Source organism: Paraglaciecola mesophila, assembly GCF_009906955.1.
GTDB classification, from domain to species: domain Bacteria; phylum Pseudomonadota; class Gammaproteobacteria; order Enterobacterales; family Alteromonadaceae; genus Paraglaciecola; species Paraglaciecola mesophila_A.
In genome coordinates this window covers 4,842,240-4,855,532 of sequence record NZ_CP047656.1, presented here as the reverse complement: position 1 = coordinate 4,855,532, position 13,293 = coordinate 4,842,240, and the positions used below count along the sequence as shown (strand labels likewise).

Here is a 13,293-nt window from a genome sequence, read left to right as displayed (position 1 = left end):
AATGCAGAGAAAAATTAAAAATCGAGCGATTCACTGCGTTTCAACTTTAATACACAGGTATGAAAATTAATAACAAAACACAGCGTACATTCATCCCAAATTAGTTATCGAGAGTGAAATATGGAAAGTACCTCGGGGAAAATAGAAAGAGAAGATTTGAGTAACTGTTTATATGTAATATGTGAACACTACAATTTAGATTTTTCAAAAGATGTTTTACTGTCAGGATTACCCTTAATTGATGGAGACCTGACTCCATCCATCTTTGCACGAGCGGCAAAACGCGCAGGGCTTAATAGCAAGATTGCGACACGAACGCTAGCGCAAATAAACCCTTCCCTTTTGCCTGCTATATTAATCTTAAAAAATAACACAGCGTGTGTGCTGCTAAGCATCGACGACGAACACCACACGGCAAACGTCATATACCCAGATTTACCTGGGGCAGATGTACAAGAGCCGATTGCAACACTGACAAACAAGTTTACCGAACAAGTCATTTTTGCTCGACCTAAGCATCAATTCGACAAACGCACACCGAATATTAACCAAAAACGAACAGGCCACTGGTTTTGGGGTGTGATCAAAGAATGCAGAGGGCTTTACAGGGATGTGATTATCTCCGCTGTTGTGATCAATCTATTTTCGGTGGCGATGCCCTTATTCGTGATGAATATTTATGACAGAGTCGTGCCAAATGGTGCCGTTGAAACATTATGGATGCTCGCCTCTGGCGTCGCTATTGTCTTGCTTGCTGATCTCGTGTTAAAGATGGTTCGCAACTATTATGTCGAGCTCGCCGCTAGTCGCATTGACGTCAAAGTATCTTCATCGCTAATGGAGAAAATTCTCAACATACGTCTAATGGACAGGCCGCCTTCATCTGGTGCATTCGCCAGTGGGATCCAATCGTTTGAGTCGATTCGTACATTACTCAGTTCACTGACTCTGGTTTCGTTTGTAGATTTACCGTTTGTGCTCCTGTTTAGTGTCATCATTGCCATTATATCGCCTGTACTCGTACTGCCCATTATAGTCGGCTCGCTGCTGATTATTGGCTATGCCTTCTCAGCACAAAAGAAGCTACACAGCCTTGCTAATGGCGCCATGCAATCTGGCGCTTTACGCAACGCCATCTTAGTAGAAAGTATCGACAATATTGAGGAAATAAAGAGCTTTCACGCAGAATCTAAAGTGCAGGTAGATTGGGAAAAAAGCACGATTTTTCTCGCTCGAACCCAATCACAAATACGTTTTATTTCTTCTTCAATCAGCAATGTTTCACAGTTTGTTCAACAAATTGTTGGTATCGTTATACTCATTATTGGTGTGTATTTAATAATCGAAGGTGAACTCACTCAAGGGGCACTGATTGCAGCCTACATGCTTAGCAGCAGAGCAATGAATCCAATAAATCTAGTTACTGGCGTCATCGCTCAATATCACAACGCTGTCACGTCAATGGAAATGCTCAATACGTTGATGGAGCAACCCTCTGAACGTCCAATGAATTCCCATAAAATTAATCATGCTACCTTCAAAGGAGAAATTGAATTTAAAAACGTCTCGTTTCGTTATGATGACGACGCTAAGGATGTTTTGTCTAATGTCAGTTTCAAAATCAATGCAGGGGATCATGTGGCGATTTTGGGTAAAAATGGTTCGGGAAAAAGCACGATACAAAAGCTGCTGCTGGGTTTGTATACCCCAACTTCAGGGCATATCTACATAGACGGTATCGAATTGCAGCAATTAGAGTTATCAGAATTACGTAATAATGTAGGCTATGTCCCCCAAGAAATATCCCTATTCTTTGGCACACTTAGAGACAATATCATGTACTTAGCCAAACACGCTGAACCACAAGCGCTCACCCGTGCGCTTGAACTCAGCGGGTTAATGTCTGTGGTCAATAACCACCCAGATGGCTTAGATATGCAGGTAGGAGAGCACGGTCATCACTTATCCGGCGGACAAAAGCAAGCCGTCGCCATCGCGAGGGCTATTGTGGCTAATCCTCCCTTTTTATTACTTGATGAGCCTACATCGTCGCTAGATCACCAAGCAGAAGATCAAGTGAAATCAGCACTAGAGAAAGTCAGCGCAACCCGCACCATGCTAATGGTAACCCATCGTGTATCATTACTCTCAATGGTTAACCAAATCATAGTGTTAGATGCAGGTAAAGTGGCCATAAAAGGCGAACGAAATAAAGTACTAGAAGCCCTAAAGAACGGTAATGTAAGGGGCACTATATGAACGAAAAACAAACAAAAAATACCACTACTGAGCAAGGTTCATTCAATAAGCTTGGCACGCTGTTTGGCAGCAACGAGGAGCCCAAAAAAAGTTATGTTGGGCGTATATTTAATCGATGGTTATCTCCACCTAACACCAATGATTGGGTGCTAGACGCAGATTGGGAACAGCTGCAACAAAATCCTTTGAAAGCAAGGATGTTACTGTACTTTATCGTCTTTTCTTTTATTGCACTGTTACTTTGGGCTGCAAATGCCACACTCAATGAAGTGACTCGCGGCGACGGCAAAGTTGTGCCATCAAATCAATTGCAAGTTGTGCAGTCTTACGACGGAGGGATCGTCAAAGAAATCCTGACTCGCGAAGGACAAACCGTCAATGCTGGTGACATATTACTAAAGCTTGACCCCACACGGTTTATGTCAACGCTGCGCGAGAATCGCAGCCAGTTTCTCTCCTTAAGTGCAAAATTAGCGCGCCTAAAGGCCTTGACTGAAAATACTGAGCCGGTATTTTCCGAAAAATTAGTCAAGCAAGCGCCTGAAATTGTTCGCTCTGAAAAAAATCAGTATGCCGCCAATGTGGAAGAATTAGCCCAACACATCTCTATGTATCAACAGCAAACCAAGCAGCGGGAGCATGAATTACAAGAGGCGCAATCTGCGAAAGAGCAATATATACGCACCAAAGATTTAATTCAAAGAGAGCTGGCGGTAACCAAACCATTGCTAAAGTCGGGGGCTATATCTGACATTGACATTATTCGCCTTGAAAGGCAGTTAGTTGAAATTGAGGGTGAAATAAAGCGCAACGACTCAGTCATACGTCGTAATGAATCAGCAATCCAAGAAGCAAAATCAAAGATTCGTGAAAAAGAGCTGACGACAACCAACGGCTGGCGCAACGAGTTAAGTGATGTATCCACAGAGCTTAACTCGTTAAAAGAAACGGAATCTGGACTAGCTGATGTGGTTTATCAAGCGGACTTAAAATCACCGGTTAAAGGCACTATCAAGCGCCTTTTCACCAACACGATAGGAGGTGTGGTTCCACCTGGAAGTGACGTGATTGAAATTATTCCGTTAGATGACCAATTAATTGTAGAGGCAAAAATAAAACCCAAAGACATCGCCTTTTTGCGTCCTGGTCAAACGGCTATGGTCAAATTTACCGCCTATGATTTTGTAATTTACGGTGGACTCGAAGCAGAAGTAACACACATCAGTGCGGACACGATTACCGATGAGAACGATGACACATATTATGTGGTTAGATTACAAACCGACTCAAATAGCTTTAAAAATGGCATGCAAATTATTCCCGGTATGACAACCCAGGTTGACATCATAACCGGCAAAAAAACCGTTTTAGATTACATCTTAAAACCACTCCTTCGTGCCACCTCTATAGCGATGACGGAACGGTAGCCTTAAGTCCTATTTGAACAAGTAGACCAAGTTTATACGCGTGATTGCAACAAGCTCATTATTGGATTGTTCAATCACGCGGGTCGCTAGAAAAGCTTGGAATTAAAATTGCTGCATGAGTGAAATGATCCCATCAAAGCCATTCTCATATAGCGAATCAGCATCCTCTTTACTGGTCACCCCATCAGCAATCACCACAATCCCCAAAGAGTGTGCTAACGAGCATAAACCACGTAGGAAGTTTTGATTTGACGCATTAATGGCAACGTTAAACACAAAAGCACTATCAATCTTAATGTAATCCAAGCCTAACTCTTGTAGATCAAGTAACGTAGAAAAGGAATCCCCAACGCGTTTTAAACCGACCTTACAGCCCGTCTCTTTGAGCGTCAGAGTAAAATGTTTGAACAATTCGAAATTGGCAGATGCAACACTTTCTCTCACCTCAAGACAGACATGTTGCGCCACATGGGCGTGCTCGCTTAACAACTGAAGTATACGCTGCAATGATGCTTCACTAACCATCGTCTCGTAAGAAAGCAAAATAGCGTAATCATAAGCGCAATTTTCCTGTTCAATTTTAGCAAGAATGTATTCAATCATCCTAAAATCAATTTGTGGGATCATATCTAGCTTACGCGCCCAATGTACGAAATACCCTCCTTTGCGGACCTCATTATCTAACTCCAGTCCCATCAAAGCTTGATAATGAATGGCGTTGCCATCTTTTTTAACAACGGGGAAAGTCACAGCGTGAATACCATCTTTGAGTGCACTATCTAACGCTTTTCGCCATTGAATTTCATCATGGTACGGGGCAACAATGGTTAATTTATTATCAATCAATGCAAGTGCCCGCTCTTTAGAGGCATCGATAAGCAGCGACTGCACGCGGCGCATTAACCCTGTTCTAGTTTCGTCAGGCGCAAGGTAAACCCCGCCATGCAAAACATACAAATCATATAAATCACGGGAGTGGCCTTTAAACCCACGCACCACGTCTACCAGAATATCACTCAGTTGTTGAATATCCTCAGCTTCGGTTAATAAAATTGCGAATTCAGAACCACTTATGCGACCAAAGCGAACATCTGTATAGCGCCCTTCTATATGTTTCGAAAAATCCACCAACACATGTGCAAAATCAACAATGATATCGTCTACTTTTTGTTTATCGAGTCGCAAGGACATTTCATTCATACCAAATATTTTTACCAAGAAAAGGACATTGTGCCCTTCTCGGTCGCGGTATTTTAACTGGGCATCAAGTAAGGTCTCAAACGCCTCGCAATTAGCCAAGCCAGTTAAATCATCATGCTGACTCTTGTAACGCAGTTCATCTAAACGCTTGTTTCCATCTTCAATGATATTTTTAAAGCGCTGTGCTAATGAATTCATTGCAGTGATCACTTTGGCGAATTCTGCAGTACGCGGTACAGGTAGCATCATAAAACGCTTTTCAGAAAAGCGATGAGCCTGCTCAACGACCATTTCTAACGGCTTCAACAAGAAGTGCAATACAAAAGAACCAATCGCGCCTGCAATTAATGAGATAACAATAAAACTGAGGAAGAAAGCTTGAGTTCGATGCCACAGTGCTTCGTGCAAGTAATGGGAATGGCTTTCTAAATACAAGGTGCCGATTCGATTCCAGCCACTGCTTACTTGTGCAATACCTGGTTTGACCTGAAAGTTGAAAAAATCTTTTGCTAAGGCTGGAATGTCAGATTCCATTTCCCCTTTAAACTCACGGAGAAAAACACGGTTACCCTCAGGGCTAATCAACTCGATCCGTTGATAATGCCCAGCATCAAAAGTGGCAGAGATTAATAACTGAATATCTGTCAGTTGTTTATCGTCCTGCGACAGCATCATCGCAAGAGAATTAACGTCATCTACGTTTTTTAAATAAAGCTGCTCTTGTAAATTTTTTCGCTCGAAATAAGTACTGATCACAAAATTAGTCAGTGAACTCGCCAACAAAATAAGAATAACAGACAACCACAACTGCCGAACTAGTGACATGCGCAAGTCACCTTGCCATAAACAGTCAATGCTAGCCCCATGTGATCCCCTCCGCCTTTATTTTTTCAAGCGCATTACGCCAGCGTGATAAACGTGCAGTGGGGCTCGCCACTGATTTAGTTGAGCCTTTCGCCCACAAACCTTCGGTGTTGAAACTAAACACGGGGATAAGATCTGTACGCTGAGACGCGGGAACGACATCAGCAAGCAAGCTATCTAGAATAAGTGGTTCACTTTGTTTGGGTAAGTAGTAAGACAGCACCATATGTGCCTGAGTAATTTTGCTTCTAGGTCCACCAATTCGCGCTTTTACGTACACCAAGCGTAATTGGCTTTCTGCTATCCCCAAATAGCGTAACATAAAATATTTAATGATGGCGTAATCTTCACAGTCTCCTCGTCCTTTGCCTAACGTTTCTAAAGGTGTTGCCCAGTAGTCCTTTTCGTGCCACAAAGCGATATCAGTTTGATAGGTCAACTGCTCATCAAAAAACGCATTCACTGTGTTTACCTTTTCTATTTCATCTACGCCCTTGAGGTCCTCTAGCATTTTTTGCATCTCTCGGCCTACTTCAGCACGCATAGGGTCATATTGTTGGTGCAACAAAGAGATAAGCTTTTCAAATTCCACATTGACTGTTTGGGCACTGGTCAACGTTGTAGCACAAAGTACCATGATGATTAGGCGGGTAATATTGACCTTTAGGATAGGCATCTTTGGCCGACTAGCTAAAAAGCACCTGTTAAGGATGCCCTGTAACCTTGCAAAAAATTTGATCGTCGTTACTCCAAAATATACGCACTAGCTAGGTACTTTATATGTCATCTTAATTGATAACTGCAAGTAAAATCAGGTAGATAGTAGAATAAAAAAACTAGTGAGCGCAAAAATCAACTTTTACCATTCGAGTTGTAAATAGCATGAATTCTCCCCCTATATTGTGCACTAAACTAACAGTTAAGGCGCATTAAGCAGTTCGCTCAACGCCGCCAAATTATATCCAATGATGCGTTTTATATGAGTATTATTTCGGGCTAAAAATCTCACGGTAAGCAAAAAGTCCTTGACTGCCGCCAGTATGAAGAAATAGCGTTTGACTATTGGGTGAAATTTGCCCCTGCTTACATAAGTCGATCAAACCCGCCATTGCCTTTCCTGTGTAAACCGGATCTAACAGTAAGCCCTCTAACTCGGCACAGCGCTGTACTGCCGCTACCATAGATTGTGTCACTCTGCCGTAGCCTTCGCCAACATAATTGCCATTTGTTAGCACTCTGTCTTTTCCTCGGCCCGGATCAATTTTTAAGTGGGTTAAGGTGTGCTCAAGAAGCGCCTGAACTAAGGAGGTTTGCATTTCACTACTACGACTAACTGAAATACCGAATACTGGAATGTCTGAATCTTCAGCAATCAACCCAGCAAGCAAACCGGCCTGCGTCCCGGCACTCCCAGAAGCAAGAATAATTTGGTCAATTCGTAGACTAGTATCAGCCAATTGCTGCAAAATTTCTTTGGCGCAACGCACATACCCTAAGCTACCAATGACATTAGAGCCACCCATCGGAATAAAGTACGGCTTACGTCCCTCACGGGTTAACTTTTCAAGCAAAGCGAGTACGTAGCTGTCGCTGTCATCACCTAGGCTCAAAGTATGAATATTTGCCCCTAGCATGCAATTTAACAACATATTGCCGTTCTGGTAATAGTCAGTTTTGGGTGTGCCCTCTACGTCGTCAAGCACAAGTTCGCACTTAAAACCGAATCTAGCCGCAGCTGCAGCGGTCTGACGTGCATGGTTAGACTGCAAACCGCCTACTGTAACCAGCGTATCTGCGCCCTTTAATTGAGCATCGGCGATTAAGTATTCTAATTTACGGGTTTTATTACCACCGCCCGCTAACCCGGTACAATCATCTCGCTTGACATACACGGGGCATCCTAGCGATTCAGACAACCTAGTTAAGTGCTCTATCGGTGTTGGGCTGTGGGTAATATCAACTCTAGGTATGGATTCAAATGTATTCATGACGCCTCTTTACGCGTGAGTTCACCTGAGAAAAATTCTAAAGTGTACATGCGCCAGTACTCGTTAAGCGAGTTCTGAACAGAAAACCTTTATACTAAACCGGCAAATACTTATGTCTATCGACGACAAAGCCTTGCTCATCTCAGTCACTGCTCTATATCGCGGTTCTAATTTAAGTTTACTGTCAGATCCGCTGCCTGCATCGTTATTTATTCTATAAGGTTGTGGATGGTCGTTAGGTTAGATTTGCTCCACCGAGCCCAGATCAAGTCATCGAAGCCGTGCTTCCCTGTGGACAGAGTTGCCTTCCTCCCTACCACTTGTTGAATACTTTTAAAACCGTCCACCGGCAATACTATTAGCGATGCGCCCAACCTCAGTTTAATATTGCCTCCACACTTCTTCCTGAGCGCCAACAATGGGCTTGGTACCGTGCACGTTTTGTAATGCTTGCACACTTAGCGAAACAACCATCTCCATAAAACCAACTCACTCGATTAAACGACGCGCTAGTACGACTTCTGATTGAAGCGAGATAAAAAAGAAAATCTATAAAGGGATTAAAGAAGAAAAGTGCTGATAAAGAAAAGCAGAGCTGCATCTGCAGCCCTACTGTGAGCGAGCTACCACCAAGTGGCGTACAAGCCAATCAAGATGAGTACGCAGCCGATCCCCGCGATATTAAAGCTAGACGTGGTCGCAAAGCTTACATCGCTTATGTCTACACTGTTATCATTTTTAGGCGCCTCGCCCCGAACAGACACGAAATACGTTAACCCTAAGCACATTAAAAATACGATGCCGATACGGTCCATAAAGGGTAACTCAGGAACGAAAACGGCAAACAGTACAGAAAACAATGCAGAGCCAATCGCTGCAGCTAATGCACCTGAAGACGTAGTGCGCTTCCAAAACATCCCCATCAAGAAGATCACGGTAATACCAGGAGAGAACAAGCCAGTAAACTCCTGAATGTATTGAAATGCCTGCTCTGACTGTCCGATTAGAGGCTGGGCAACACAAACCGCTACCACCAGCGAGGTTACGGTGGCCAAGCGCCCAATGTTCACATAGTGATTTTCATCTTTGTCGTGACGCACAGGGCGGTAAATATCCATAGTAAAAATGGTAGAAATACTGTTGGTCATCGACGCTAAAGATGAAACAATCGCCGCTACAAGCGCGGCAAACACTAACCCTTTTATCCCTACTGGCATCAATGACATCATGGATGGATACGCTTGGTCGGGCTTTTCTATATCAGGAAACAATATCACCGCCGCAATGCCAGGAAGCACCACAATAATTGGCATCAGTAGCTTTAAATAAGCAGCAAAGGCGATCCCTTTTTGCGCTTCTTGAATGCTTTTTGCCGCCAAAGCCCTTTGAATAATGTATTGATTAAAGCCCCAGTAACCGACGTTCATTACCCATAAACCGCCCACCAGTACGGAAATTCCCGGCAGGTTCATATACTCACTGTTATCTGGGCTTAAAATCATATCGAAGTGCCCTGGCACTTTTTCGGTCAAAATCGTGAAGCCCTTGAGCACTCCTTCCCCACCGGATATTTGCTGCAGCGCTAAATAACTTAAAAAGAAGCCGCCGAAAACCAATAGCACGACTTGAATGATGTCAGTATACGCCACCGCTTTGAGGCCTCCATAAGTTGAATAAGCCACAGAAAATATAGCCAAGAAGATCATGCCATAAAGCCAATCAATACCCGCCACACTTTGAATTGCAAGACCACCTAGCCATAGCACTGAGGTGAGATTTACAAAAATAAATACCCCTAACCAAAACAGCGCCAAGGTGGTTTTAACCCGGCTGTCAAAACGCTGTTCTAGGTATTGAGGCATGGTGTAAATACCGTTTTTAAGAAAGATTGGTAGTAAGTATTTCCCCACAAGAATAAGCGTAATCGCCGCCATCCATTCGTACGATGCAATGCCAAGCCCTAAAGCGAAACCTGAGCCTGACATACCAATAATTTGCTCTGCGGAAATATTAGCTGCAATGAGTGATGCACCAATCGCCCACCAAGGTAGGGATTTACTGGCCAAAAAGTAATCTTGGGTGCTTCGCTGATGAGATTTTTCTTCACGAGAGATCCATAGTGCAAGCGCGAGTAGGCCCGCAGCATAGACGATAAACACCATCAAATCGATGGGGTCGAGTGAATAACGCATTTATTATTATCCTTATTTTTATTACCCGAATTCGAATACTTGCTTCTTTACAAAGAGCGTTATGTTCTGCCAATCTATTTTGTTTTTACCCGCGTTTTTTTAGATATTCATTCAGTCATGCGCTTCGTTTATGCCCTTGTAAACGTTCGCAGAGTGAAATCTATTAACGTAAAATGATATGAAAAGAGCCGCAAAAAGCGGCTCATTTCACAGGTATTAGCAATAACCAATAAAGGTTAAAGTTCCCGTAGCCAAATATTTCGGAAGCTGACTAAGTTACCGTGATCCTGCAACTGCAAAGGAGCGCAGCCGTGAGCCTGGTAGCTAGGGGCGCCTATCCACTCTGTTTTACCTTGAATTTGTGTATGATTTTGCACTACCACGCCATTGTGCATGACCGTAATGTAGCCCGGCGTCTTAAGCTGTTCGCCATCAAAACGCGGAGCGCTATAAATAATGTCATAATACTGCCACTCACCTGCAGGGCGCATTGCATTCACAAGTGGGATTGTTTGCTTGTATACACTGCCCGCTTGCCCATTTGAATAGGTAGGGTTTTCATAAGAATCGAGTACTTGCACTTCATATCGTTGCTGTAAAAAGACACCACTGTTATTGCGCTGCTGGCCTTGCATGCCTTCTACATTGGTCGGTGTACGCCATTCCATATGCAGTTGCACATCGCAGAAATTTTGCTTTGTTTTAATATCACCAGCCCCGGGTTTAACGGTCAGTACATCGCCACTGATAGTCCACTGTGCTTCGCCACCTTTAAGCCCTTCCCAAGCACTTAAATCATCTCCGCTAAAAAGCACCACTGCATCTGATGGCGCTTTACCGCGTGGGGTTGCAACGCTTTTTGGTACTGGCTCCCATACTTCGGTCTTTTGTGCCTGAGCTTCACGTTCCGCTTGGCTTTGCTCGGCGCTAGCATTATGGCTTAGCAGCGTACCACCAGCCAATACTAACGTTAGGCTAAAAATGTGTTTTGTTAACTTCATATGTATTATCCGTTTTAAAAATGAAACAGCGCAATTGTTGCTACAAGTCACGAAATTAAGCGCTACCAATACGCTAGGTCGCCCAAGCACGATCACCTTTTTTATAAGGCATTTCACCGTCGTAACGACCGGGAATAGCCACATAGCGCAAGACTTTATTCGCCCCCTCTTTCGAGGTGAAAAAGGTAAATAAGGTTAACTGTTTAATTAACGTGAATCCGTGTGGCATAGGCTTCTTACCATCTTCATTTGCCGATTTAGCTTTGCGATTAAATACATCGGCTTCATCATTCAAGGTAGCTAACAAACGTGTACGCTCGTCAGTATTGAGTAACAGAAAGTCTTTACCGTAAGTTGATTTTGCCAGCGCCTTAATTGAAGTAATACCTTCTTTGAACGCCGCTTGCTGAGCAGGCGTATAACAATCTGTAACCATCACTGCCATCATATAGCCGACGTTGACATCCTTTGCGCCCGGGGTATCAGTGCGCGGAATAATGACTTCTCCCACTTCATTAAAAAACGCCACGTCATCTTTTGAGAATGCCGTTTGATTAATGGTCTTCATCGGCAGCGTGACATAAGCCATCGCATTTGCGCTGACAAACGCCGTGCCTGTGGCAGCGGCAATCATTTTAAGTAATTCGCGTCTGTTCATACTCATGATTACAGGTTTCCTTTCTTCAGCTCTTCAACAGCAAAGTTAGCCGCACGGGCGGTCAACGCCATATAAGTCAGTGATGGGTTCACACACGATGCAGAGGTCATACAAGCACCATCGGTCACAAATACGTTCAGGGCATCCCACACTTGGTTATTGCCATTTAGCACAGACGTTTTAGGATCGCGCCCCATGCGTGCTGTCCCCATTTCGTGTATGCCTTGTCCAGGGAAATAATCGCCGTCATAACCTTGTACATTTTTCATGCCTGCTGCTTCAAACATGTCAATTGCATCTTGCATCATGTCTTTGCGCATGCGTTTCTCATTGTCTTTTATCTCAACGTCCATGGCTAAAACGGGTAAACCCCATTTATCTCTCTTGGTTTTATCTAGGAAAATTCGATTGCTGTGATCGGGTAACATTTCACCAAATGCTGTCATCCCGATCTGCCATGAACCTGGTTCGCTGATCGCGTTCTTTAAGTCTGCACCTATGCCCATTTCAGCCACATCACGTCCCCACCCTTGGCGACTAGCGGAGCCTTGATAGCCGAAACCACGCACGTAATCGCGCTTATCGTCACCCCAATTACGAAAACGCGGTACGTAAAAGCCGCTTGGGCGTCGCCCGTAGTAATACTTGTCTTCATACCCTTCGACCATAGCATGAGCGCCAATTCTGAAGTGATGATCCATGACGTTGTGCCCAAGCTCACCACTGCTACTACCTAAACCGCCATCCCATATATCAGTAGCTGAATTCATCAGTAACCATGTGGAATTAAACGACGATGCATTTACGAATAATATTTTGCTGGTGAATTCATACGTCTCATTCGTTTCGGCATCGATAATTGCCACACCCTTGGCACGTTTTTTATCTTTATCGTACAAAATCTCGGTCACGATTGAGTAAGGGCGTACGGTCAAGTTACCGGTTTTAACGGCTGCGGGAAGCGTCGATGACTGGGTACTGAAATACCCACCAAACGGACATCCCAACCAGCATTTGTTTCGGTACTGACAATTTGTGCGGCCTTCTTTTGGCTTAGGCTCAGTCATGTTTGACGTGCGGCCCGGAATTAAGTGACGTTGCCCTTTAAAGGTTTTCTGAATCCTTGCCGCCACATCTTTTTCAACGCAGTTAAGAGGCATCGGCATCTGGTACTCACCGTCAGGCAATACATCTAAGCCGTCTTTGCTGCCACTGATGCCAGCGAAGCGCTCTACGTAATCGTACCAAGGTGATACATCTTCATAGCGAATAGGCCAATCAACCGCGATACCTTCTTTGGCGTTGGCTAAAAAGTCTTCTTTATTTAATCGGTAACTTTGACGGCCCCATGTGAGTGAACGCCCGCCCATGTGATAACCACGAAACCAATCGAAACGCTTTTCTTCCACATAAGGACTGTCTTTTTCATTCGCCCACATACCTAGGGTGGGTTCATTTAGGGGATAATCGCGCTTTAACACAGGATAATTTTCAACCATCTCCTGAGTACGCTCGCCGCGATGAGGATAATCCCATGCTTCTTTGTGGGCATTGGTATAGTCTTTCACATGCTCAATGTTTCTGCCTCGTTCAAGCATTAACACTTTAAGCCCTTTTTCGGTCAACTCTTTTGCTGCCCAACCACCGCTGATACCTGAGCCAACAACGATTGCGTCGTAATGATTATTTGCCATTTTTGGTCCC

The 13,293-nt window shown here is 43.9% G+C and carries 9 protein-coding genes; 2 read left to right on the top strand and 7 right to left on the bottom strand.

The genetic code is table 11. The features are described from left to right. Positions 1-120 precede the first annotated feature (120 nt). Positions 121-2,259 (top strand): type I secretion system permease/ATPase, encoded by a 2,139-nt coding sequence (locus FX988_RS20830; RefSeq protein WP_160181977.1) that lies wholly within the window; start codon positions 121-123, stop codon positions 2,257-2,259. Continuing rightward, on the top strand, positions 2,256-3,686 hold the full coding sequence (locus tag FX988_RS20825) for an HlyD family type I secretion periplasmic adaptor subunit (RefSeq protein ID WP_160181976.1): 1,431 nt from the start codon (positions 2,256-2,258) through the stop codon (positions 3,684-3,686). Before FX988_RS20830 ends, FX988_RS20825 begins: the two co-directional genes overlap by 4 nt. A gap of 102 nt (positions 3,687-3,788) precedes the next feature. On the opposite strand, the gene FX988_RS20820 is transcribed toward FX988_RS20825, so the two are convergent. The 7 genes from FX988_RS20820 to FX988_RS20790 form a co-directional block, all read right to left on the bottom strand. Next, positions 3,789-5,711 (bottom strand): EAL domain-containing protein, encoded by a 1,923-nt coding sequence (locus tag FX988_RS20820; protein ID WP_160181975.1) that lies wholly within the window; start codon positions 5,709-5,711, stop codon positions 3,789-3,791. A 31-nt stretch (positions 5,712-5,742) separates the two neighbouring features. Further along, a complete protein-coding gene (locus FX988_RS20815) occupies positions 5,743-6,426 on the bottom strand; it encodes a transglutaminase-like cysteine peptidase (protein ID WP_160181974.1) in 684 nt (227 codons plus the stop codon). 310 nt (positions 6,427-6,736) lie between these two features. Further along, positions 6,737-7,738, bottom strand: a complete 1,002-nt coding sequence (locus FX988_RS20810) for a D-cysteine desulfhydrase (RefSeq protein ID WP_160181973.1) — start codon at positions 7,736-7,738, stop codon at positions 6,737-6,739. A 623-nt stretch (positions 7,739-8,361) separates the two neighbouring features. Next, the gene (locus FX988_RS20805; RefSeq protein ID WP_160181972.1) at positions 8,362-9,930 is read right to left on the bottom strand and encodes a sodium/sugar symporter; all 1,569 of its coding nucleotides are present in this window, start codon (positions 9,928-9,930) and stop codon (positions 8,362-8,364) included. 236 nt (positions 9,931-10,166) lie between these two features. Next, entirely contained in the window at positions 10,167-10,931 is a 765-nt protein-coding gene (locus tag FX988_RS20800) for a DUF1080 domain-containing protein (protein WP_160181971.1), read from the bottom strand. 73 nt (positions 10,932-11,004) lie between these two features. Then, positions 11,005-11,595: a gluconate 2-dehydrogenase subunit 3 family protein gene (locus tag FX988_RS20795; RefSeq protein ID WP_160181970.1), complete on the bottom strand. Its 591-nt coding sequence runs from the start codon at positions 11,593-11,595 to the stop codon at positions 11,005-11,007. 2 nt (positions 11,596-11,597) lie between these two features. Further along, on the bottom strand, positions 11,598-13,283 hold the full coding sequence (locus FX988_RS20790) for a GMC oxidoreductase (RefSeq protein WP_160181969.1): 1,686 nt from the start codon (positions 13,281-13,283) through the stop codon (positions 11,598-11,600). Positions 13,284-13,293 lie beyond the last annotated feature (10 nt).

Coding starts and splice junctions, on each gene's coding strand:
- FX988_RS20795 (WP_160181970.1), bottom strand. CDS start 11,595: ATGAGTATGAACAGACGCGAATTACTTAAAATGATTGCCGCTGCCACA.
- FX988_RS20820 (WP_160181975.1), bottom strand. CDS start 5,711: ATGTCACTAGTTCGGCAGTTGTGGTTGTCTGTTATTCTTATTTTGTTG.
- FX988_RS20790 (WP_160181969.1), bottom strand. CDS start 13,283: ATGGCAAATAATCATTACGACGCAATCGTTGTTGGCTCAGGTATCAGC.
- FX988_RS20800 (WP_160181971.1), bottom strand. CDS start 10,931: ATGAAGTTAACAAAACACATTTTTAGCCTAACGTTAGTATTGGCTGGT.
- FX988_RS20815 (WP_160181974.1), bottom strand. CDS start 6,426: ATGCCTATCCTAAAGGTCAATATTACCCGCCTAATCATCATGGTACTT.
- FX988_RS20805 (WP_160181972.1), bottom strand. CDS start 9,930: ATGCGTTATTCACTCGACCCCATCGATTTGATGGTGTTTATCGTCTAT.
- FX988_RS20810 (WP_160181973.1), bottom strand. CDS start 7,738: ATGAATACATTTGAATCCATACCTAGAGTTGATATTACCCACAGCCCA.
- FX988_RS20830 (WP_160181977.1), top strand. CDS start 121: ATGGAAAGTACCTCGGGGAAAATAGAAAGAGAAGATTTGAGTAACTGT.
- FX988_RS20825 (WP_160181976.1), top strand. CDS start 2,256: ATGAACGAAAAACAAACAAAAAATACCACTACTGAGCAAGGTTCATTC.